Genomic DNA, 21554 nt, shown 5'->3' with positions numbered 1-21554 from the left:
TTAAGATGAGCGAGAACGGTACTGAAATGGAACGAAGCGGCATGCTTCGTTCCTATACTGAAGCGGTCGATTGGATTAACGGACTTATTCCGTTTGGAATCCGCCCGGGTCTTGACCGTATTGAGCAACTGCTGGAGCGTTTGAATAATCCGCACCGCAGGCTCAAATTTATTCATATCGCAGGTACAAACGGCAAAGGTTCGACCTGCGCATACTTAACGAGCGTATTGCTCAAAAGCGGCTATGACGTAGGTACGTTTACTTCGCCTTATATTACGAAGTTCACAAACCGCTTCCAATATAACGGGCAGGATATCGACGAGGAGACCCTTCTCCGACTGTCCAATGAGCTTAAGCCGCATGTAGAAGCGATTGCGGAGACGGATTTCGGATCGCCAACGATGTTCGAGGTATCGACGGCTCTTGCGATTCTGTTCTACGCGACAGTGACTTATCCGGATTTCGTGGTTTGGGAGACAGGCCTTGGCGGAAGAATGGACGTTACGAATATCGTTACTCCTATTATTTCTGTCATCACGAATGTCGGACATGACCACATGGACCGCTTAGGCAATACGCTTGAAGCCGTAGCCGGGGAAAAGGCAGGCATCATTAAAGCCGGCGTTCCGGTCGTGAGCGCGGTTGCTCAGCCCGAAGTGGTTGAAGTTGTGAAACGGACGGCGGCGGAGAAAAAAAGCACGCTTTATTTGCTAGGCGAGCAGTTTAACGTGAACGAGCTGTCAAGCCGGGAAGATGAACAATCCTTCCGTTTTGAAGGCATGTTCCGAGCAATCGAACCGCTCACCATTACGTTAAACGGAGCGCATCAGAGGACCAATGCCGCGGTTGCGGTAATGGCGCTTGAGGTGCTGCGACAATACTACGCGTTGATCGTAGAAGACGAAGCGTTGGCGGAAGGCTTGCGCGAGGCTAAATGGCCGGGCCGCTTGGAAATGGTATCCCGCTCTCCCCGCATTCTAATCGACGGCGCGCATAATCCCGAAGGCGCTGAATCGCTTGTCCAGACGTTGCGCTCGACTTACAAGTATGATCGGCTTCATGTCATGATGGCGATGGTAGAGAATAAGAATCATCGGGATGTTCTAAAGCATATACTACCAATAGTGGATACGCTTATCGTGACCGAGCCTGATTTCCGCAGTAAATTGGATGCGGAACTTCTCGCCGATCTTGTCCGCGAAGTGAAAACAGCGGAGCATTCTTTTGAGCTTATCGTGGAGAAGGATTGGCGCGAAGGCCTCCGCAAATTGCAAGAAATGACCGGGGAAACAGACCTTGGGGTTGTGACTGGAACGCTTTATTTGATAGGTGACGTTCGCTCCCGCATATTGTACAACTCGGATTCTGAAAAAGGTTGGTGAACCGTCTTTGAATACGGCAGAACATGTTCATTTCATCGGAATCGGCGGTTACGGCATGAGCGCAATCGCCCGCGTTATGCTCGAAATGGGATATAAAATTACCGGTTCCGATGTAGCCCGTCAGGAATTGACGGAGAAGCTTGCGGCGAAAGGCGCGCAAATCTATATCGGCCATGAGGCGGAGCATGTCAAGGGAGCGGATCTTGTCGTTTATTCGACTGCTCTATCTAGGGACAATGTTGAGCGGGTAGCGGCGGAAGAGCTGAATATTCCGGTTCTGCACCGGGCTCAAATGCTTGCGCGGCTTATGAATGCCGGTAAAGGCGTAGCCGTAGCCGGGGCGCATGGGAAGACGACAACTTCCTCCATGATTGCACTCGTAATGGAGAAATGCGAAGCTGATCCAACTTATATTATCGGCGGCGAGATCGTCAATGTGGGAACGAATGCTAAAGCCGGCAAAGGCGAATATGTCGTTGCGGAAGCGGATGAAAGCGACGGTTCGTTTTTGCAATATCACCCAAGCATTGCTATTGTAACGAATATTGAGCCTGACCATCTGGAGAACTATGACGGTGATTTCAACAAGCTTAAGGCAGCTTATGTGAAATTCTTGACCCAGGTTAAATCGGACGGCAAGGCGATTGTATGCTCGGATGACGAGACGGTTACCGAACTCTTGCCTAAGCTTGACGCGGACACGGTTGCCAAGCTGATCACTTACGGCATCGACAGCGATGCCGAGTACAAGGCGGAGAACATCGTTCTCGGAGACCGCAAAGTTTCGTTTGTCATGTCGCATCGCGGAACTTCGCTTGGCACAATTGAATTGTCCGTTCCAGGACGCCATAACGTGTATAATGCCATGGCAACGGTTATTACCTGTCTTGAAGCGGGATTATCGTTCGACAAGATTGCCGCGGCTATTCATGAATTTATCGGCGCCAAACGCCGATTCCAGGTGCTTGGCGAAGTAAATGACATCTTAGTTATTGATGACTACGCGCATCATCCAACCGAGATTCAAGCTACCATTAGCGCGGCGAAAGCGACGGGCAAACGGATTATTGCCGTATTCCAGCCGCAGCGTTATACGCGTACGTTTTTCCTGCTGGAGCAGTTCAGCCGGGCATTCCCGGAAGCAGATGAGGTAATCATTACCGACATCTACTCTCCTGCCGGCGAACAGCAGATTGAAGGCGTCCATTCCCGGAAGCTGGTCGACATGATTAAGACAAACAGCAATGCCAATACGTTCTATATCCCAACGAAAGAAGAGGTACTGGAACATTTGACCGATAAGGTTGTTCCTGGCGATCTCGTCATTACGATGGGTGCAGGCGACATTTGGAAAACAGCGGATGCGCTTGCGAAGACGTTAAAAGCAAAAGCTTAAATAAAGATGGCGAAGAACGCCCTGAGTGCCTCATACGAGGTCATTCAGGGCGTTTTTTGTATCGGTTTACTAGGCAAATCTATCATAATTCTCTATCGAATCTCATAGAGTAGAGTGAGATGAATGGGACAAGGAGAGAATGACATGAACAAGAATAACCGCATTACTTACCGATTTGACCGTGCCGGCCAGACGATTGATGATAACAGCCGTAAAGAAAATAACGCCAAGCCTCAGACAGTCCCTGTGCGGGATCCAGGCAAGCCTTCAAATATTGTTCCTTTGTACTCCTCTACCGAATATGAACAAGCGGCAAGTCCGTTCAGCCCTTGGATGAGTCCGTTTCAGGAGGATGTAAGCGCGCTGGAGGATTTGATCAGAGAGACGGAAGAGAAGCCTAAGGCCGTACCTGCGCCGGCACCGACATCGGAAAGAAAGCAATCTGAAATCCCGCAGCCACCGATTCCGCAGCCAGAAGAGGCGCAGCAGTCCGCTGAGTGGCATCCCCGCAAACGGGTTCACGCCGAAGTAATGCAGGGCAATGCCGTAAAGCCGCAGCCAGAGGCGATCTCGAAAGCCCCTGTTCAGCCGGAGAAGCCTATTGCTGCCCAACAGCGCGCGGTTGATGCTTCGAGTGAAGAGCAGCATTTCCCCGAGGTAGAACTGGAGACAGATTCAGCCAAACGCTGGTCGGGTCCTGTTCATAAATATTCCGCCCCGCCATCCTGGATTAAAGTGTTCCTATCGGTAGCCGGAGCTTTAGCAACGGGGGCTCTATTTGGTTATCTACTGCTCAACTTGTTCACTAACATGCCGGATCAAACGAAAGGCACCAATGATAATCCTGCAAATCCAGTGAACGGTACTGTATCAAATAATCCAACCGCTTCGCCTGCTAATGGGAAAACCAATACTAACAAGGGCACGAACGTTGCTCCAACAGCCGGACAGGTGAAGCTGGACATTCCGGCTCAGACGTACCAATTGTTGCAATATGGCGTATTCAGCAACGCGGAAGGCAGTGATGCGGCAATCAAGGAGTTAACGGATAAGGGGCTTGCGGCGGCAGGATTGAAGACAGCGGATGATTACCGCGTGTATGCAGGAATGGCGATTGATCGGGGCAAGGCGATGACGCTCAGCAATGATCTAGGCGAAGATGTGCCTGTCTATATTAAGCAAGTTGATGTCGAGGTTCCCCAGCAATTCCCTTTTGCGGGCGATGCTAAGGCAGCAACTGCTTTCATGAATAATACGATCAGCCTGATCAGCATGCTGGATGAGTTGTCTTTGACCCAGTTGGAACAGACGGATCTGTCTCCGCTAAGTTCAGCGGCAGCCGATGCTTGGCAGGCTGAGCATCAGCAGTGGACCGCAAGCGTGAAAGCCATGCAGGCCGGCGTAACGGACGAGGCCGGAAAAGCATTTCTCATAAAATTAATTCAGTCTATGAATACGGCAGCCAAATCTCTTCAGGAATACGATAAAAAGCCGTCACAATCGCATTTGTGGGCGGTTCAGGATGCAGTAATGGAGGCGGTTGTCACGCAAAAAGAATGGTATGACGCAATCCGCGCATTGTAAACGAAATGGAACCTAAGTATAATAGGGGACAGGTGTCAATAAATGGCGAGAGGCGTTGAATAATGAAGAAAAACGGCTGGATTTTATTGCTTTTCCTCGTGCTTGGCTTATTGGCGGGCGCCCTGATTGCCCGATGGCTCGAGCCGGTATCCGGAATCTCTTTTTTGACCAAAACGATAGATACGACTTGGTCTCCTGCCGTTGATCTTTACGTACTCAGCCTTGATTTGAACGTACATGTTCAAATCAGTTTATTCAGCATTATTGGCGCATTAGCCGCAATCTGGCTATATCGTAAAATGTAAGACGTCTTATCGGGCGGAAATGAAGGAGCAAGTGGAACATTTGAGCAAGAATGTACAGGATAATCCGATTCGCCAGCTTGTGCTGGCATCGTCGTCACCGCGCCGGAAGGAACTGGTCGCATCTCTCGGCCTTTCCTTGCCGGTTTCTATTTTGTCTTCGGATGTAGGCGAGTCTGTGCCTTCCGAATGGACACCTGCTCATATCGTTGAGCAGCTTGCTTTGCGCAAAGCAAACGCAACCGCTTCGATTCTAGTGGAACGGCATGAAGAGCTGTTGTCTCTTGTTGTTGGCGCAGATACGATTGTTGTTGTTGACGGCCAAGTGCTGGGCAAGCCAAAGGATCATGAGGATGCTTTGCTAATGCTGCGCAGCCTGCAAGGGCGGGAACACGAGGTTTATACGGGAGTAGCTTGCGTTATTGCCCAGTCCGGCGAGGCGACAGTTGCGCACCGGATGACGAAAGTTTATATGAAGCCGATGTCTGACGAAGTTCTGAAGCGATATATTGCAACGGGTGAACCTCAAGATAAAGCCGGCGCGTACGGCATTCAGGGATTAGGCTCCACGATGGTCGAGAAGATCGAGGGCTGTTACTTTAACGTTGTTGGCCTGCCGGTATCGTTATTATCGGACATGCTTGCTCAATATGAGATTTACGTTTTCTAGCAATACCATTCATGAAGTGGCATTGATTTGGACATAACACCAAGTAATGCCATATTATCGTTTTTAAGCAAAGGCAGGGACGGACATGGAACAAGGCAATTTGTTGCGTAATGTCCCCCATGAAGAACGACCAAGAGAACGCATGATGCAATATGGGGCTGAAGCGCTTAGCCATACCGAATTGCTTGCGATCCTGCTGCGTACGGGTACGAAGCAGGAATCAGCTGTGCATTTGGCTGGTAAAATATTGAAAGAATGCGGAAGCTTGCGAAATTTGCTTGATATGAGCATGAGCGAGCTGACGGCTATAAAAGGCATCGGACCGGCCAAAGCGGTCCAATTGCGGGCTGGAATCGAACTTGGCCGCCGTATTGTACGAACCGGGCAAGGCGAAGTCGTGACGGTACGTAAACCGCAAGATGCTGCGAACTATGTGATGGAAGAGCTGCGCTACTTGAAAAAGGAGCACTTCGTCTGCCTGTTTCTGAATACGAAGAACCATATTATTGCCCGGGAAACATTATCGGTAGGTACGCTGAACGCTTCGCTTGTTCATCCGAGAGAAGTGTTTCGGGCAGCCGTCAAAGCCGGCAGTGCTTCAATTATTTGTGTACATAATCATCCGAGCGGCGATCCCATGCCAAGCCCGGAAGATATAACACTGACGAAGCGCCTTGTGGAAGCCGGTGAGCTGATGGGTATTGAAGTACTTGACCATCTGGTCATCGGGGATGGAAGGTTTATCAGTTTGAAGGAACATGGTTACATGTAATATAATAAGAAGGATTGTCGCAATTAGAAGGGAGCATTAACATGTTTGGTGGTTTTTCGAAAGATTTAGGAATTGATTTGGGTACTGCAAACACGCTCGTATTTGTAAAAGGTAAAGGGATTGTTGTAAGAGAGCCGTCTGTAGTAGCCCTGCGTACTGACACTAAAACGATTGAAGCGGTTGGCGAGCAAGCGAAAAAAATGATCGGCAGAACGCCTGGCAATATTCGCGCTGTACGTCCAATGAAAGACGGCGTTATCGCCGACTTTGAAACAACCGCAACAATGATTAAATATTTCATTCGTTCCGCACAAAAACAAAAATCGCTGTTTCCAAAACATCCGAACGTGATGGTATGCGTACCGTCCGGTATTACAGCGGTAGAAAAACGCGCCGTTGAAGATGCGGCGAAGCAAGCGGGCGCTCGTGAAGCCTATACGATTGAAGAGCCGTTTGCGGCAGCGATTGGCGCAGACCTTCCGGTTTGGGAGCCAACGGGCAGCATGGTAGTAGATATCGGCGGCGGTACGACGGAAGTTGCTGTTATTTCGCTTGGAGGTATTGTAACTAGCCGTTCGATTCGCGTAGCCGGTGACGAGATGGATGAAGCAATCATCCAATATATCAAACGTTTCTATAACCTGATGATTGGTGAAAGAACGGCTGAGCAGCTCAAGATGGAGATTGGTACGGCACTTCCGCTTGACGCTTCCGAATCGATTGAAATTCGCGGCCGCGACCTGGTAACAGGTTTGCCTAAGACTTTGCCGATTACATCGGAAGAGGTTACGGAAGCATTGATGGATACGGTTAATTCGATCGTTGATGCGGTGAAAATTACGCTTGAAAAATGCCCGCCTGAATTGTCGGCTGATATTATGGACCGCGGCATTGTTCTGACTGGCGGCGGCGCGTTGCTTCGCAACCTGGACAAGCTGCTGGCTCGCGAGACTGGCATGCCCGTTATTGTTGCGGACAATCCGCTTGACTGCGTAGCTATTGGTACAGGCCGTTCGCTTGACCATATTCATTTGTTCAAAAAAGGCGGATCTTCCCGCTCGAAACGATAATTTATAGAACCAGAGCGGAACTGGATATGGAACGGGCAGGTGATTAAAACTGTTTAAGCTGCTAAGAAATAAGCGGTTGTTTATGCTTATGATTGGGTTAATCCTGTTCATTGCGGTTATCGGTTTCTCGCTGAGCGACCGTAAGGAACTGACCTACCCCGAGAAGTTTCTCGGAGATTCTGTTGGATTCGCGCAGCAATGGTTCTACAAGCCCGCTGGAATAGTAGCGGGCTTCTTTGAGGACATTCGCGATCTTAAGACGCTGCATGAAGAGAATGAACAGCTGAGATTGACGGCCGCTGCTTATGCACGGGATAAAATTAATTATAATTTTATCCAGAAGGATAATGAGCGACTGCAGAAAGAGCTGGATTTCACGGAACGGCAGAAAAATATGAATAAATATAAGTATGTCATTGCTCAAGTCATTGCAATCGATAACGATCCTTACAATCATACGATGGTTATAAATCTAGGCTCCAAGGACGGTATTAAACCAAATATGGCCGTTACCACAATTGACGGGCTAGTTGGTCTGGTAAGCAACGTACGTCCTTACACGGCGACCGTAACCCCGATTACGGAGCTGGATGATACTTCGCCAACGTCCAATTCCATAGCGGCAACGGTTCTTGGCAGAGAAGACACGTCCTTTGGTATTGTCGGCAGTTACGACAAAGAAACCGATCGCCTGATTATGACGAAGATCGCCGAGAACGACAAAATGATCGTAGATGACACCGTCATTACGTCGGGTCTTGGCAACGTGTATCCGCGCGGTCTTGTTATCGGTACGGTAGAAACGAGACAGGTAGGCGATTTTGGCCTAACGCATACGGCTACGATTAAGATGGCTGCCAAATTCGATCATTTGACGGAAGTATTTGTCGTTAAGACTTCGAACTCGGGAGATGAAGAGTAATGGGCGATAGAGGCATTAACCGTCTCCTTCTCGTCATGCTGCTGCTCTTTATCGTAGAGGGCACCATTATGCCATGGCTGATTCCGGTAGAGCTGACGGGCCGAATCGTTCCTCATTTTTTGTTCGTGTTTGTTATGTTTGCTGCGTTATACAGCGGACGGCATCGGGCTTTGTTTTTTGGCATAAGCTTCGGCTTTTTGCAGGATATCGTCTATTTCGGACATCTAATGGGCGTTAACGCATTTGCTATGGGACTTATCGGATACTATACCGGGGTTCTTCTGGAACGTCGCCGCTGCACGCTATTGACGGCTTTATCGGTCATTGGCCTCGGCTGCATTTTATATGATACGATCGTATATTTCGTCAACATGGTGTTCCGGATTACGAACGAATCATATGCCTGGGCATTGATGGATCATATATTGCCAAGCTTATTCCTTCAGTTGGTATTTGCGCTCGCGGTGTACGTGCCTGCTAGACGTCTCTTTGAAAGCCATTTGAAGTTAAATCAGGAGACGGAAGAAGAATAATTTTATAGGCAGAAAGCAGGAATTTGCACACCGTGAAAAGAATGGATTACGTTGGGGAGGGGCAGACGTGACCGAGAAACAGCATATCATGATAAAAGGTGTCAAAGAAGGTCTCGTGTTCCTTCTCGACGATAAGTGCGAATTCGCAGTATTGCTTGACGAATTGCAGTACAAGCTGGAAAAAACGCATCAGCAACTGCTTACCGGCCCGCTGGTTCACGTACACGTGAAACTCGGGACAAGGCAGCTTGACGAGGATGATAAAGAGCGGATCAAATCGGTTATCCGCTCGCAAGGCAATTTGATGGTACAGTCGATCGACTCATCCGCAGCGGCGCAGGATGGTATCGCTACGCCGGCAGGCCCTCATGTCATTACAGGCATGGTTCGTTCCGGCCAAACGATTGAACATGACGGCGATCTGCTGCTTGCAGGCGACGTGAATCCAGGCGGTACTATCTTGTGCAGCGGTGATATCTATGTAATGGGCGCGCTGAGAGGTGTCGCCCATGCAGGCGTAAACGGCCGGACGGATGTCATCATAGCCGCATCGCTTATGCGGCCAACCCAGCTTCGAATTGCCGATATCATCAGCCGGCCGCCGGAGGAATGGATGTCCGGGGACGCGGCTATGGAGTTCGCTTATTTGTATGAGGGAAGCATGCAGATCGACAAGATGACGCAATTATTCCGTTTACGCAATAATCCGATTAAGGTATAAGGGGTGTTCAGGCATGGGAGAGGCGATTGTTGTAACATCGGGCAAAGGTGGAGTCGGTAAAACGACAACCTCGGCTAATTTAGGTACGGCACTTGCTTTGCTTGGTAAAAAGGTTTGTATGGTCGATACCGACATCGGATTGCGTAATTTGGATGTTGTAATGGGACTTGAGAATCGAATTATTTATGACCTTATTGATGTGGCAGAAGGACGTTGCCGCCTGAATCAGGCTTTGATTAAGGACAAGCGCTTTGATGAGCTCTACATGCTGCCTGCCGCCCAAACGAAGGATAAGCAGGACGTATCGCCGGAGCAAGTGAAGGATATGATTCTTGAACTTAAGAAAGACTTCGATTATGTGGTTATTGATTGCCCGGCAGGCATCGAGCATGGCTTCCGGAATGCCATTGCGGGCGCAGACCGCGCAATCGTCGTTACTACGCCGGAAAATGCCGCGGTACGCGATGCGGACCGCGTTATCGGGCTTCTTGAAAAAGAGCAAATTGCATCCAAAATTATTATTAACCGGATTCGCCAGAACATGGTGAAAAGCGGGGAAATGCTTGATATCGACGAAATCTGCCAGGTGCTTGCCGTTGATTTGTTAGGCATTGTGCCGGATGATGAGAAGGTTATCAAAGCGGCAAATTCCGGTGAACCAACCGTAATGGATCCTTCTTCGCGCGCGGCTATTGCTTACCGCAATATCGCCCGCAGAATTCTTGGCGATATGGTCCCTCTTATGCTGCTTGACGAGAAGGCTGGTGCCTTCAAACGCTTCCGTAAGTTTCTTGGAATAGGATGATTGCCTTGTGCTTAACAAGCTGAAAAAGATAGACTGGGGAATCGTTGCGATTCTGCTCTGCCTAATGGCCATTAGCACCATTCTGGTTAGAAGCGCGACGCATAATAACCCGGTTTATCACAACTATGATCTAAAAACAGTCGTCTATTACATCATCGGTTTTGTCATAGCGATAATGGCAACGGTTTTTGATTATCGCATTTTGCTGAAAAGCTGGTACATTTTATACGGTATTGGTGTAGCCCTGCTGATTGCGGTTTTTTTCTTCGGCGCAAACATTAATGGCGCGTCCGGCTGGTTCAAGCTGCCTGGTGGCTTCTTGTTTCAACCAGCCGAGATTATGAAAATTATCATTATTATCGGTATTGCTTACATTATGGGCAGGCGTCAAGGCGACAGGTTAACCTTTTCAGGGGATCTGCTTCCGATTGCCGCCTTTGCTTTTTTACCGTTCATGCTTGTTATGATCCAACCTGACCTAGGCAATGCGATTATTTATCTTGTCATCGTTCTGGGAATGCTTTGGATCGGCAATGTCAAGTACACGCATGTATTGGTCGGATTAACGACTGTTGTTGCGGGGATAGTACTGTTTGTCTCCTTGTTCACGATGTTTAACACGGAGATTGAGACTTATCTGAAGGATCACAATAAGGAACACTGGTATAAGCGTATCAACACGTTTCTTGATCCAAGCCAAGCTTCAAGCGATGACAAGCATCAATCGGAAAATGCAAAGATTGCGATCGGTTCCGGCGGTCTAAGCGGCGACGGCTACTTGAAGGGCGACATGATTAACGGGAAGTTTATTCCGTATCCGTATTCCGATTCGATCTTTGTTGTCATCGGGGAGGAATTTGGCTTCCAGGGTTCAGCGATTCTGTTGCTGCTGTACTTCCTACTGATATATAGGATGATTCTGATCGCCTTCCGATGTTATGACAATCGGGCTGCGTTTATCGTAATCGGGATCTCTTCGATGTACGTGTTCCAGATCTTCCAGAATATCGGGATGATGATTGGCCTCATGCCAATCACCGGGATTACGCTGCCGTTCATTAGTTACGGCGGTACGTCGTTGATGCTGAATATGCTGTGTATTGGCATTTTGTTTAGTATTAATGCCCACCAAGAGAAATACGAGCTGGCCGAGTAGGCCAGCTTTTTTTCGTTGTGTTCGTGGATTAATGGGGCAGGGCTGCGCATCAAATGTTCTTCCGATCGCCATTGCTCGGGGATTCCTGCGGAACAATTCCTAGCGGAATGGAATCCCCAGAGCAAAAGCGAACACTCCGTTTCTCCAGAATCATTTGATGCTCCGCCCTTGCCATTAACCTGCAACTCAAAAAGAGCTGAAGCTTCTCGCCCAGCTCGTATGGAAACCGCCAATGCCGAGCAGATTGAAACCTGCTCGGTTTTTTATGGCGTGCTGCGCATCAAATGTTCTTCCGATCGCCATTGCTCGGGGATTCCTTCGGAACTATTCCTAACGGAATGGAATCCCCAGAGCAAAAGCGAACGCTTAAAAACTTTCTGAAAGAAAGTTACTTCGTAAGCATAATCTTGCTTCTACAGAATCATTTGATGCTCCGCCCTTGCCATTAACCACAACTCAAAAAGAGCTGAAACTTTTCGCCCAGCTCGTAAGGAAACCGCCGCAATACCGAGCAGATTGAAACCTGCTCGTTTTTTTATGGCGTGCTGCGCATCAAATGTTCTTCCGATCGCCATTGCTCGGGGATTCCTTGGAACTATTCCTAACGGAATGACTTTGGATACGGTTTAATGGTCACCGTTCGGAGAATAGAGAACGAAGAGAGAGTATTTGACGGGTTATGAGTAATTACATTATTTACCATAAATAATGATATAGATCTATCACCACACTTCCACCATATCATACGATAAACAGTAGATTTTATTTTTATTTAGGAGTGATGTCAATGGGAGACACCGGATTAACCGGCCCAACAGGACTAACTGGTCTTACTGGAGCAACTGGCCCTCCAGGACTTCAAGGCCCGCAAGGTGAACGGGGGGTTCAGGGAGTTCAAGGTCCGCCAGGATCAGGATTCTTACCAGCTTATGGCACTATGTACAACTTCAATGTAGTAGCACCGTCAAGTGGAGACTATGTAATTCTCAATTCAATCGGTCCTAACAATGGAACGAACCCCAATTCTGTAGTTAATGGATTTACGGTAGATTCCGCGGGGATTTACATGTTAGCCTTTAACTGCAATTTTTCGATAAATACCGCTGTTATGCAGTCAGGAAGTATTGTATTAAGATACTCCATTAACAATGATACAACTATGAATCAAGGGCAAATATCTTTAACTGCAACCGCTTCTGGTTCAATCGAAAGTCTTCCAGCTGCAAGCAGTACTATCGCTTCTCTTAATGCAGGCGATACCGTAAAGATCTTTGTCATCTTAGTAAATAACATCACATACTCAACGTCTTCCTTCTCAATATTAAGGATCGCATAGACAAAATGTAATACGTTGCAATTATCTTTCAAGAGGCAGTTGAAGCTCCTCGCCCAGCTCTTAAAAAAACACAATTTAGCCGTGAAGATACAATCACGGCTATTTGTTTTCGGTCCCTTTAGGCTAAGCCGAAAAGGAGCAGCTCGAATGATTCTGGAAAAGCGTAGCGCTCGCCTTTGTTCTCCGGATTCCAACCTTAACGTAGATTCAAGGAATCCGGGAACAACAGCGATTGGAAGAACATTCGATTGTGGAATGATACAGCTCAGTCCAATTTCTGCTCGGTCCATTTTGGATTATGCCGCCCCTCGCATACTTGTGAGCTTGGCCACATAGTTATGTAGAAAGGAAATGTGGGCGAAGCTTTGGCGGCGCCAGCTTGTCTTGCGAGAGGGAGGCTATTCGATGAGTAAAAATGACGGGATCAGAGAGCGGAGGCAAGAAAAGATCAGACAGCTGCTGGAGCAACAGGAGAAGCAAAGCAAGCTGTGGCAGCAGCAGGAGCGCAAGCAGGAGAAGCAGGCAATGCCGGCAAAGAGCCGGCCCATGAAGGAGAAACAGGAACCGCAACCCTATGAGGAGCAATCGTATTTTCCGGTGCCTTATAACCTGGATCCGGGCAGCGGGGATGAGCTTGATCCGGAGAAATTGTGGAAAACCAATCCGCAGCCTTGGCTCGGCTGGGATTCTAAAGGCAACAAATCCAGACCCGGGAATTTTGCGCATCCGGAATATGGCACAGTGCATGACTACGATGACGGAGGCAACAACCGCAGACCCTTTTTGCGAAGCGAGTTGAAATGGAAAGCCGTCATTGCGGTTGTTCTGTTCGCCGCGATCTGGGGCGTTTTTCATAATGAGTCACCGCTTGCGCAAAAAGGACAAACTATCGTAAAAAACGCCTTAACCGACGAAATGGACTTTACGGCGGTGGCTACCTGGTACAAAGAGACGTTTGCCGGTGCCCCTTCGTTTATACCGATTTTTAACGATCATACAAAGGAAGCGGAATCGGCTAACGGTTCGGTTGAGCTACCAGTTGTATCCCCTCTTCCGGATGGCGCTATCGTACGTACTTTCGCGGAGCTGCTGAACGGGATCGAGCTGGCGGGCACGTCCAAAGAGGAAGTGTCGGCCATCGAGACGGGCAGGGTGCTGGTCGTATCGGAGGCGGAGAACGGGGGCGGCTATACCATCGTGATTGAGCATGCGAATAGCCGCTCTTCCGTTTATGCCAAGCTTGGTACCGTATCCGTGAAGCCCAATGACTGGGTGGAAGCGGGTGACGCGATAGGTACTTTACAAGAATCGACATCGGATGAACCAAGTCTGCTGCATTTTGCTATAAGGCAAAATAACCAGTACGTCGATCCCGTGGGCGTGATTCCGATTGATTAAATGGAAAGGCATCCGCTGGTCCGTTCATCCGCTCTTTGTTCTTATTATGATTGGTTCTGTCGCTACGGGTTATTTCGCAGAGCTCTTCACTCTATTTCTAATTGTCCTTGTGCATGAGATTGGACATGTTGTTGTCGCGAGGAGCTTTGATCTTACCGTCCGGGAGGTTAAGCTGCTGCCATTTGGCGGAGTTGCCGAGATCGAAGACGCGGGCAGCATTCCGGCAGGACAAGACGCATTGATTGCCATTGCAGGTCCGCTTCAGAACGTGTGGATGGGCCTTGCCGCATGGGGCTGCGGCCAGCTGGGTTTGTGGGATCCGGAATGGGCGGCATATGTATGGCAGGCTAATCTGATTATCGGATTGTTTAATCTTCTTCCTATTTACCCGCTGGACGGCGGCAAACTGATGCAATCAGCTTTCAGCTACGGATTCGCCTACTACCCGATGATGAAATGGACGTCCAGAATCAGCATCGTTTTGAGTGTCATAATGATTGGATACGCCGTCTATACGGCGTTCCTGCCCGGTGACGGACTGCAGCTTAACTTGCTTGTTGTCGGTTTATTTCTGTTTATGACCAATTGGACCTATTACCGGAACATTCCGTATTTATTTGTCCGCTTTCTCATGCATCGCGACCGCGTCGCTGTCAGATCTATTGCCAAAGGCTCATTGGCAAGACCAATAATTGTAAATATGAAGCAACCAATTATTGCCGTCGTGCGTCTATTATGGCGTGAGCAATACCACCTGTTTTATTTAATGGAGCTGGAAGGCCGGATCGTTAAGGTCGTTCCTGAACAAGAGGTCGTGGACCGCTATTTATCGGAAAGAGATCCTAACCGCGCTGTCATCGAACTTTTCCGGTAGAGGTAAAATAGACCACTTTTTCGCTCAGGCAAGTTGGTGGTAGAATAGAGTAATGACAAAAGGTAAGGCGGTTGATGTTCGGGAATGAAGCGGATGTTAATGCACGGACACGGCGAGCTGCTGCAGACCGCCGTGCTGCTCGGCGAGCGGCTAATTGATTTTTTTATGGAACAGTCGGAAAGCAGCGGGATGGTAGGCAATGTGTACAAAGGACGGGTTGTCAATGTGCTTCCGGGCATGCAGGCCGCTTTTGTAGATATTGGCCTGGGGAAAAATGCGTTTCTATACATAGATGATCTCCTGCATCCGCATTTGGAGAAACAACCGGAGCAAAAGCCGTCCATTACGGAACTGGTTAAGCCCGGTCAAGAATTGGTTGTGCAAGTAATGAAGGAACCGATGGGAAGTAAAGGAGCGCGCGTGACCACGCATTTTACCCTTCCCGGGCGGTGGTTGGTATATATGCCGATCGCCGGATACGTCGGTGTTTCGAAGAAGATTATGGCCGAAAGCGAGCGTTCGCGTATTCGGATGATCGGCGAGCGGCTGCGGCAAGGCGAGGAAGGAATCATCATGCGTACCGCAGCGGAAGGCGAATGCCAAGAGTCGCTTGGAGCAGACGTTGAGCAGCTGCGCAAGCTTTGGACAGGCATCCAGGAGCGGTCGCTCACAGCCAAAGCTCCATCCGAGCTGCATCGCGAAGCGGGATTATTAAGGCGTGCCGTAAGAGATACGTTAACTGACGATATTGACGAGGTATGGCTTGATGATGCTTCCCGTTACGGCGAAGCTGCGGCCTTGCTGGAAGAAATGACTCCGCATCTGGTGGACAGGCTGAAGCTGTTTGATGCGAGACGGGAGAAAACCTCCTTATTTGACCGTTTCGGCGTAACCGAGCAGATTGACGCAGCTTTTCAATCCAGAATTCGCCTGGAGAGCGGCGGTTCTCTTGTCTGGGATGAGACGGAGGCGTTGACGGTAATTGATGTGAATACGGCCAAATATACGGGCGCAATCGATCTGGAAGACACGGTGTTCAACACGAATATGGAAGCAGCGGACGAGATTGCAAGGTTATTGCGCATACGCGATGTCGGCGGCATTATAATTATTGATTTTATTGATATGGAGAATGAATCCAACCGGGAGAAAGTGATGAACAGGCTGTCGGATTGGGCGAAAAGAGACCGGACCAAATGCACGGTGTTTGGCTGGACAAGGCTTGGCTTACTTGAATTAACAAGGCGGAAGGCTAGAGACAACGCAGCACGTCAGCTCAACGAACGCTGCCCTGCATGCGGTGGAACCGGAAAGAAATCTTCGGCTTTGCATGTCTAAGTTATAGTTGATTGATTAGGCGACGTGTGATAGAATGTTCTAGTATGTCTCATCCTACATGTTTGTGGACATGCATGAACCGCTCCAATCGGGTATAAGAGCAACAGCTTTTTGCTGCTGCCACCTAGATTAGGCGAGTCTTCGACAATAAGGAGGTGCAACTCATGTTCGCAATTATTGAAACTGGCGGCAAGCAATACAAAGTTCAAGAGGGCGATGTAATCTACATCGAAAAACTGAACGTAAACGAAGGCGAAAGCGTAACGTTTGATCGTGTATTGGCAGTATCTAACGGCGAAGGTCTGGTAACTGGTACTCCAGTTGTTTCCGGCGCTACTGTTTCCGGTAAAATCGAGAAACAAGGTAAAGGCCAAAAGATCATCGTTTACAAATACAAAGCCAAAAAGAACTACCGCCGCAAGCAAGGTCATCGTCAACCGTTCACAAAAGTAACTATCGAGAAAATCCAAGCGTAAGAGGACTTTCTTATGATATCTGTTACGATCGAACGTAGAGCCACTGACAGACGGATTGTATCTTTTGCGATCTCCGGACACGCGAAGTATGCAGACCGCGGCAAGGATATTATCTGCGCCGGGGTGTCGGCCGTATCGGTCGGAACCGTCAATGCTATCGAGGCTTTGACGAAGGTGAAATTACCGGCTTCGATGAAGAATGGCTGGCTATCGTCAGACATTACAGAGCAGTCTGATAAAGAAACCGACGACAAAGTGCAGTTGTTGCTCGAATCGATGGTCGTTATGCTCGGCAATATCGCACAATCTTACGGCAAATTTGTCGTAATTCATGAACAACTTCTTTAACGAAGGAGGGAAACACCATGTTGAAATTAGATCTTCAGCTTTTCGCATCGAAGAAAGGTGTAGGTTCTACAAAGAACGGCCGCGACAGCCATTCGAAACGTCTTGGCGCTAAACGCGCTGACGGTCAAGTCGTATCCGCTGGCAGCATTTTGTTCCGCCAACGCGGTACAAAAATTCACCCGGGCACTAACGTGGGCATCGGTAAAGATGACACGCTGTTCGCACTGGTTGAAGGCGTTGTTAAGTTCGAACGTTTGGGACGCGATCGCAAAAAAGTGAGCGTGTACCCTGTTGATCTGGCTCCGGTAGCCGCAGCAGTAGAAGCTTAATAACAGCAAAGAGCCCCGGCCTGATGACAGGCCGGGGTTTTTGTTTGTTTAGACCTTCCAGCTGCCGTATTCGCGTGCTATACTGATTTAGCTAGAAACAAGCAGAAAGTGGGATCGAACACGATGGATCGCATTAGAGTGGCGAGACAGTCGGCGGCGGCTTCCGTTGTGCTGCCTTTTGCGGCTGTATTCATTTGGCCATCGCAGACGTGGCTGAATGCACTTTTTCTCCTATGGACGATAGCAGCTGCGGTATACTGGATGAAATCGGAGCGCAAAGAGCAAGAACTAAGAATGGCGCGGACGGTGCAGATGCTGCAAACGGCCGGCGTCAAGACATTAAATCATCACCGGCATGATTGGATGAATGATCTTCAGGTATTATTCGGATACATACGGATGAACAAGCTGGATAAAACCGTGGAATACGTGGAGAAAATAAGGGTTAGAATGACGGAAGAGAGTCAAATCGCAAAACTTGGCATACCTTCGCTGATTAGCTATATACAATCCTTCCGCACCTTAACCAATGCGTTGCAGCTTGAGGTGAAACTTGATGAAGGCATTCATCTGAATGAACTGGACGACAAGGGCCGGGATATAGCGGAAAACCTGATTAGCCTGATCAATGCCTACAGATTTTCGGTAAAGACGGGTTATGGCGATCCGGCAGTACTCACTTTGAGTCTCTCCCGCATAGAGGAGAAGCTGACGGTAGCGTTTTATTACGAGGGAGATTTAACCAGCGAGCAGCAGCTCGCGGATAAAATAAAACAGCAGTTGGAAGGCGCGTATCTGTTGCCGGTCGATGTGGAGCATCCGCAGCGGAAATTGGTATTGGAAGCGGATTGGCGCGCTTGAACGGGGGCAAAACAACATGTTTGTCGATAAAGCGAAAATATTTGTAAAAGGCGGCAACGGGGGCAACGGAATCGTGTCCTACCGCCGAGAGAAATACGTACCGGAAGGCGGACCAGCAGGCGGCGACGGCGGTAATGGCGGCGACGTTATTTTCCGTGTCGATGAAGGTCTCCGGACTTTGATGGACTTCCGTTACCAGAAGCATTTCAAAGGACCGGCAGGCGAACGCGGCAAAGTCAAATCGATGCATGGCGCAAGCGCGGATGATATGATCGTACGAATCCCTCCGGGCACCATTATCGTCAATGATGATACGCAAGAGATTATCGCCGACATGACGCGTCACGGGCAAGAGGTTGTTGTTGCGCGCGGCGGCCGCGGCGGTCGCGGCAACATAAGGTTCGCGACCATTAACAACCCGGCTCCGGATATTTGCGAGAACGGTGAAGAAGGCGAAGAGCGTTGGGTAACGCTGGAGCTTAAAGTTATGGCGGATGTTGGACTTGTTGGGTTTCCGAGCGTAGGCAAATCGACGCTGCTATCGGTTGTATCCGGTGCCAAGCCCAAGATTGGCGCGTACCACTTCACAACTATTACGCCGAACCTTGGCGTAGTGGATGTCGGCGACAGCCGCAGCTTTGTTATGGCGGACTTGCCGGGGCTGATTGAAGGCGCGCATGAAGGCATTGGACTTGGCCATGAGTTTTTGCGGCATGTTGAACGGACGAGAGTTATTGTCCATGTCGTGGATATGGCGGGAACAGAAGGACGCGATCCGTTCGAGGATTGGGTCAAAATTAACGAAGAGCTCGTGAAATATAACGAGAAGCTTTCGGAACGTCCGCAGATTATTGCGGCGAACAAGATGGATATGCCAGAGGCGGCTGACAATCTGGAATTGTTCAAGCAGCAGCTGGATGAAGTTCGCGGTGATCGCGAATACATGATTGTCCCGATCTCCTCGCTGACCAAACAAGGCGTGCAGGAGCTTCTGTACAAAGCAGCGGATACGCTGGACTCCGTGCCGGAGGAAGTCGCGCTTGAAGAAGTGAAAGACGTTGCGGAACGCAAAGTGTTCACGTTCGAGAAACGCGAAGACGACAGCTTCACCATCCACCGCGAAGACGAAATCTTTGTCGTGAAGGGCCTCAGAATCGAGAACTATCTGAAGCGCATGAACATGAACTCGTACGACGCTATTATGCGGTTTGCGCAATTGATGCGGAAGATGGGCGTTGATGCGGCGCTTCGCCGCGAAGGAGCTAGAGACGGAGATACGGTTCAAATCGCCGACTTCACCTTCGAGTTCTTTGAAGGCAGCGACTATAACGGTTAAGCTATATAATAGTAGACGAACAAGGACGGCCTTTCTATGGCCGTCTTTTTTCTTGTAAAGCCTCGCAGTTACCTATTGCCGCATTAGCTATCTTCCGATATAATGTCCATTATAGAAGAACAACTGTCTTTGTAGGGAGGACGAAATAGTGACGCATCGTTATTATGTCGTTCGTGAGGATATGCTCCCGGAAGCGATTGCCAAGACCATTCAAGTCAAAGAGATGCTAAACCGGGGCGAAGCGTCCACGGTGCATGAGGCGGTCGAGAAGGTTGGCCTCAGCCGAAGCGCTTTTTACAAGTATAAAGATGGCGTATACGGCCTTCAGGAGCTGGAACGTGAGCGGATCGTGACGATATCCATGGATTTGGAGCATCGATCCGGTGTATTATCTAAGGTATTGGGTCTTGTGGCAAGCCTTGAAGGCAATGTGCTGACAATGAATCAGAGCATTCCGCTTCAAGGATTCGCCAACGTGGTCATATCGGTAGATATTTCTCAGCTCAATGAAGAACTGACAACGCTTATTGAAGTGATTCGCAGCCAGCAAGGCGTGCGTAAAGCAGCCGTTATTGGACAAGGTTGATTAGATGGAGGGAATAATATGAAGCCAGTGAAGGTAGGTTTACTTGGTCTCGGTACAGTAGGGACTGGCGTAGTTCGCATTGTGGAAGGGCATCAGGAAGATTTGCAAAGCCAGGTCGGCTCATCGATCGTTATCGAGAAAATTCTCGTGCAAAATAAAAGCAAGTCGCGCAGCATTTCGATTGACGCAAGCAAGCTGACGGAGGATCCGTGGGAGATTATCGGCAATCCGGACATTGACGTAATCGTTGAGGTCATGGGCGGTATCGGTTCAACAAAAGAATATATTATGGAAGCTCTTTCCCGGGGCAAACATGTCGTAACGGCCAATAAGGATTTGATGGCGCTGCACGGTCCGGAAATTCTGGCAAAAGCGCAAGAGAATGGCTGCGACGTATTGTACGAGGCAAGCGTGGCCGGCGGCATTCCGATTATCCGCACCTTGGTGGAAGGGTTCTCCTCCGACCGCATTACCAAAATTATGGGTATTGTGAACGGGACAACGAATTACATCCTGTCTAAGATGAGCATGGAAGGCGCTTCTTATGATGCGGTATTGAAGGAAGCACAAGAACTTGGTTATGCCGAATCGGATCCGACTTCCGATGTGGAAGGCCTTGATGCTGCCCGTAAAATGACAATCCTCGCAACGCTTGGCTTCCGCGCAAAAGTTGCTCTTGAAGATGTGTCCGTGCAAGGGATGTCGAAAGTATCGAAAGAGGATATCCTGTACGCGAAACGTCTTGGTTACGAAGTGAAGCTGCTTGGCATTGCCGAGCGCCAAGATGACCAATTCAGCATCAGCGTTCAACCAACGATGGTGAAGCAATCGCATCCAATCGCATCCGTTAACGGTGTATATAATGCGGTTTATGTATATGGCGAAGCCGTAGGCGAGACGATGTTTTATGGTCCTGGCGCAGGTGAGCTGCCTACAGCTACTTCGATCGTATCCGACCTTGTTGCCGTTGTGAAAAACCTGAAGCTTGGCGTAAACGGCAAGCAAGGCGTATTGACTTACAAGGAGAAAAAGCTGAAGTCCGATGAGCAAATCTCCTCTAAATATTTCCTGCTCCTGCATGTGGATGACCGCGCAGGCGTGCTTGCTCAAATTACGCAAATTTTCGCCGAGTACGAAGTTAGCCTGGAATCGGTGCTGCAGCAGCCGAACCCCGTGAATCCGGACGCGGAAATTATCGTTATTACGCATGATGCGAATAAAGCCGCAATCAACAAAGTACTTGCGAGGTTTGAATCGCTGGACGTGATTCGCAAAGTGAAAAGCGTCTACCGCGTAGAAGGCTAAACAAGTCATCAAGATTGCAAGATTGCAAAAGCAGATAAAGGAGCTTTATCCGTC

Annotated in this window: 24 protein-coding genes and 1 other annotated feature; of the genes, 23 read left to right on the top strand and 1 reads right to left on the bottom strand. The window is 49.1% G+C overall.

The window, feature by feature from the left end; translation table 11 throughout:
- The first annotated feature begins 5 nt into the window (after nt 1-5).
- The 12 genes from QQK89_RS19450 (at nt 6) to QQK89_RS19395 (ending at nt 11313) form a co-directional block, all read left to right on the top strand.
- A complete protein-coding gene (locus QQK89_RS19450; protein WP_284240322.1) occupies nt 6-1382 on the top strand; it encodes a bifunctional folylpolyglutamate synthase/dihydrofolate synthase in 1377 nt (458 codons plus the stop codon).
- Nucleotides 1383-1389: 7 nt separating this feature from the next.
- On the top strand, nt 1390-2778 hold the full coding sequence (murC, locus tag QQK89_RS19445; RefSeq protein ID WP_284240320.1) for a UDP-N-acetylmuramate--L-alanine ligase: 1389 nt from the start codon (nt 1390-1392) through the stop codon (nt 2776-2778).
- A gap of 144 nt (nt 2779-2922) precedes the next feature.
- Nucleotides 2923-4362, top strand: a complete 1440-nt coding sequence (locus tag QQK89_RS19440) for a hypothetical protein (RefSeq protein WP_284240318.1) — start codon at nt 2923-2925, stop codon at nt 4360-4362.
- 62 nt (nt 4363-4424) lie between these two features.
- A complete protein-coding gene (locus QQK89_RS19435; RefSeq protein ID WP_284240317.1) occupies nt 4425-4667 on the top strand; it encodes a DUF4321 domain-containing protein in 243 nt (80 codons plus the stop codon).
- A gap of 19 nt (nt 4668-4686) precedes the next feature.
- Nucleotides 4687-5334 (top strand): Maf family protein, encoded by a 648-nt coding sequence (locus QQK89_RS19430; protein WP_434481724.1) that lies wholly within the window; start codon nt 4687-4689, stop codon nt 5332-5334.
- 85 nt (nt 5335-5419) lie between these two features.
- On the top strand, nt 5420-6106 hold the full coding sequence (radC, locus tag QQK89_RS19425; protein WP_284240315.1) for a RadC family protein: 687 nt from the start codon (nt 5420-5422) through the stop codon (nt 6104-6106).
- Nucleotides 6107-6147: 41 nt separating this feature from the next.
- Nucleotides 6148-7176 carry a rod shape-determining protein gene (locus QQK89_RS19420; protein WP_284240314.1) on the top strand — a complete coding sequence of 343 codons (1029 nt, stop codon included), beginning with the start codon at nt 6148-6150 and terminating at the stop codon, nt 7174-7176.
- A gap of 82 nt (nt 7177-7258) precedes the next feature.
- Complete coding sequence (gene mreC / locus QQK89_RS19415) at nt 7259-8098, top strand: rod shape-determining protein MreC (protein WP_284240313.1); 840 nt, start codon at nt 7259-7261, stop codon at nt 8096-8098.
- Nucleotides 8098-8631 (top strand): rod shape-determining protein MreD, encoded by a 534-nt coding sequence (gene mreD, locus QQK89_RS19410; RefSeq protein WP_284240312.1) that lies wholly within the window; start codon nt 8098-8100, stop codon nt 8629-8631. Before mreC ends, mreD begins: the two co-directional genes overlap by 1 nt.
- Nucleotides 8632-8698: 67 nt before the next feature.
- Nucleotides 8699-9352, top strand: a complete 654-nt coding sequence (locus QQK89_RS19405) for a septum site-determining protein MinC (protein WP_284240311.1) — start codon at nt 8699-8701, stop codon at nt 9350-9352.
- A 13-nt stretch (nt 9353-9365) separates the two neighbouring features.
- Complete coding sequence (minD, locus tag QQK89_RS19400) at nt 9366-10157, top strand: septum site-determining protein MinD (RefSeq protein ID WP_284240309.1); 792 nt, start codon at nt 9366-9368, stop codon at nt 10155-10157.
- A gap of 7 nt (nt 10158-10164) precedes the next feature.
- Nucleotides 10165-11313 (top strand): FtsW/RodA/SpoVE family cell cycle protein, encoded by a 1149-nt coding sequence (locus QQK89_RS19395; RefSeq protein ID WP_284240307.1) that lies wholly within the window; start codon nt 10165-10167, stop codon nt 11311-11313.
- A 413-nt stretch (nt 11314-11726) separates the two neighbouring features.
- On the opposite strand, the gene QQK89_RS19390 is transcribed toward QQK89_RS19395, so the two are convergent.
- Nucleotides 11727-11888: a hypothetical protein gene (locus tag QQK89_RS19390; RefSeq protein ID WP_284240305.1), complete on the bottom strand. Its 162-nt coding sequence runs from the start codon at nt 11886-11888 to the stop codon at nt 11727-11729.
- Nucleotides 11889-12100: 212 nt separating this feature from the next.
- Between QQK89_RS19390 and QQK89_RS19385 the strand changes: the two genes are divergently transcribed.
- The 11 genes from QQK89_RS19385 (at nt 12101) to QQK89_RS19335 (ending at nt 21500) form a co-directional block, all read left to right on the top strand.
- The gene (locus tag QQK89_RS19385; RefSeq protein WP_284240304.1) at nt 12101-12649 is read left to right on the top strand and encodes a collagen-like triple helix repeat-containing protein; all 549 of its coding nucleotides are present in this window, start codon (nt 12101-12103) and stop codon (nt 12647-12649) included.
- A gap of 405 nt (nt 12650-13054) precedes the next feature.
- The gene (locus tag QQK89_RS19380) at nt 13055-14047 is read left to right on the top strand and encodes a M23 family metallopeptidase (protein ID WP_284240303.1); all 993 of its coding nucleotides are present in this window, start codon (nt 13055-13057) and stop codon (nt 14045-14047) included.
- Entirely contained in the window at nt 14040-14921 is an 882-nt protein-coding gene (locus tag QQK89_RS19375; RefSeq protein ID WP_284240302.1) for a M50 family metallopeptidase, read from the top strand. The genes QQK89_RS19380 and QQK89_RS19375 overlap by 8 nt, the downstream gene beginning before the upstream one ends.
- 84 nt (nt 14922-15005) lie before the next feature.
- Nucleotides 15006-16259, top strand: a complete 1254-nt coding sequence (locus QQK89_RS19370; protein ID WP_284240301.1) for an Rne/Rng family ribonuclease — start codon at nt 15006-15008, stop codon at nt 16257-16259.
- A 67-nt stretch (nt 16260-16326) separates the two neighbouring features.
- Nucleotides 16327-16410: a sequence feature (ribosomal protein L21 leader region), on the top strand.
- 13 nt (nt 16411-16423) lie between these two features.
- The gene (gene rplU, locus QQK89_RS19365; RefSeq protein WP_284240300.1) at nt 16424-16735 is read left to right on the top strand and encodes a 50S ribosomal protein L21; all 312 of its coding nucleotides are present in this window, start codon (nt 16424-16426) and stop codon (nt 16733-16735) included.
- Nucleotides 16736-16747: 12 nt separating this feature from the next.
- Complete coding sequence (locus QQK89_RS19360) at nt 16748-17083, top strand: ribosomal-processing cysteine protease Prp (RefSeq protein WP_284240299.1); 336 nt, start codon at nt 16748-16750, stop codon at nt 17081-17083.
- A 17-nt stretch (nt 17084-17100) separates the two neighbouring features.
- Nucleotides 17101-17412: a 50S ribosomal protein L27 gene (rpmA, locus tag QQK89_RS19355; RefSeq protein WP_015845972.1), complete on the top strand. Its 312-nt coding sequence runs from the start codon at nt 17101-17103 to the stop codon at nt 17410-17412.
- 123 nt (nt 17413-17535) lie between these two features.
- Nucleotides 17536-18273, top strand: coding sequence for a Spo0B domain-containing protein (locus QQK89_RS19350; protein WP_284240298.1), 738 nt, complete (start codon nt 17536-17538; stop codon nt 18271-18273).
- 16 nt (nt 18274-18289) lie between these two features.
- Nucleotides 18290-19609 carry a GTPase ObgE gene (obgE, locus tag QQK89_RS19345; protein ID WP_284240297.1) on the top strand — a complete coding sequence of 440 codons (1320 nt, stop codon included), beginning with the start codon at nt 18290-18292 and terminating at the stop codon, nt 19607-19609.
- A gap of 148 nt (nt 19610-19757) precedes the next feature.
- On the top strand, nt 19758-20195 hold the full coding sequence (locus QQK89_RS19340; protein ID WP_284240296.1) for an ACT domain-containing protein: 438 nt from the start codon (nt 19758-19760) through the stop codon (nt 20193-20195).
- Between the two features lie 18 nt (nt 20196-20213).
- The gene (locus tag QQK89_RS19335; protein ID WP_284240295.1) at nt 20214-21500 is read left to right on the top strand and encodes a homoserine dehydrogenase; all 1287 of its coding nucleotides are present in this window, start codon (nt 20214-20216) and stop codon (nt 21498-21500) included.
- The last annotated feature ends 54 nt before the right edge of the window (nt 21501-21554 follow it).

The sequence above is a fragment of the Paenibacillus glycanilyticus genome (genome assembly GCF_030161375.1).
GTDB lineage: Bacteria > Bacillota > Bacilli > Paenibacillales > Paenibacillaceae > Pristimantibacillus > Pristimantibacillus glycanilyticus_B.
Note: the sequence above shows the minus strand (reverse complement) of the source record. Positions and strands in the feature narration are given on the sequence as shown.

Coding starts and splice junctions, on each gene's coding strand:
- QQK89_RS19360 (WP_284240299.1), top strand. CDS start 16,748: ATGATATCTGTTACGATCGAACGTAGAGCCACTGACAGACGGATTGTA.
- rplU (WP_284240300.1), top strand. CDS start 16,424: ATGTTCGCAATTATTGAAACTGGCGGCAAGCAATACAAAGTTCAAGAG.
- minD (WP_284240309.1), top strand. CDS start 9,366: ATGGGAGAGGCGATTGTTGTAACATCGGGCAAAGGTGGAGTCGGTAAA.
- radC (WP_284240315.1), top strand. CDS start 5,420: ATGGAACAAGGCAATTTGTTGCGTAATGTCCCCCATGAAGAACGACCA.
- rpmA (WP_015845972.1), top strand. CDS start 17,101: ATGTTGAAATTAGATCTTCAGCTTTTCGCATCGAAGAAAGGTGTAGGT.
- QQK89_RS19435 (WP_284240317.1), top strand. CDS start 4,425: ATGAAGAAAAACGGCTGGATTTTATTGCTTTTCCTCGTGCTTGGCTTA.
- QQK89_RS19430 (WP_434481724.1), top strand. CDS start 4,687: ATGAAGGAGCAAGTGGAACATTTGAGCAAGAATGTACAGGATAATCCG.
- mreC (WP_284240313.1), top strand. CDS start 7,259: ATGCTTATGATTGGGTTAATCCTGTTCATTGCGGTTATCGGTTTCTCG.
- QQK89_RS19380 (WP_284240303.1), top strand. CDS start 13,055: ATGAGTAAAAATGACGGGATCAGAGAGCGGAGGCAAGAAAAGATCAGA.
- QQK89_RS19440 (WP_284240318.1), top strand. CDS start 2,923: ATGAACAAGAATAACCGCATTACTTACCGATTTGACCGTGCCGGCCAG.
- QQK89_RS19420 (WP_284240314.1), top strand. CDS start 6,148: ATGTTTGGTGGTTTTTCGAAAGATTTAGGAATTGATTTGGGTACTGCA.
- QQK89_RS19450 (WP_284240322.1), top strand. CDS start 6: ATGAGCGAGAACGGTACTGAAATGGAACGAAGCGGCATGCTTCGTTCC.
- QQK89_RS19390 (WP_284240305.1), bottom strand. CDS start 11,888: ATGGCGATCGGAAGAACATTTGATGCGCAGCACGCCATAAAAAAACGA.
- QQK89_RS19335 (WP_284240295.1), top strand. CDS start 20,214: ATGAAGCCAGTGAAGGTAGGTTTACTTGGTCTCGGTACAGTAGGGACT.
- QQK89_RS19370 (WP_284240301.1), top strand. CDS start 15,006: ATGAAGCGGATGTTAATGCACGGACACGGCGAGCTGCTGCAGACCGCC.
- QQK89_RS19385 (WP_284240304.1), top strand. CDS start 12,101: ATGGGAGACACCGGATTAACCGGCCCAACAGGACTAACTGGTCTTACT.
- obgE (WP_284240297.1), top strand. CDS start 18,290: ATGTTTGTCGATAAAGCGAAAATATTTGTAAAAGGCGGCAACGGGGGC.
- QQK89_RS19350 (WP_284240298.1), top strand. CDS start 17,536: ATGGATCGCATTAGAGTGGCGAGACAGTCGGCGGCGGCTTCCGTTGTG.
- mreD (WP_284240312.1), top strand. CDS start 8,098: ATGGGCGATAGAGGCATTAACCGTCTCCTTCTCGTCATGCTGCTGCTC.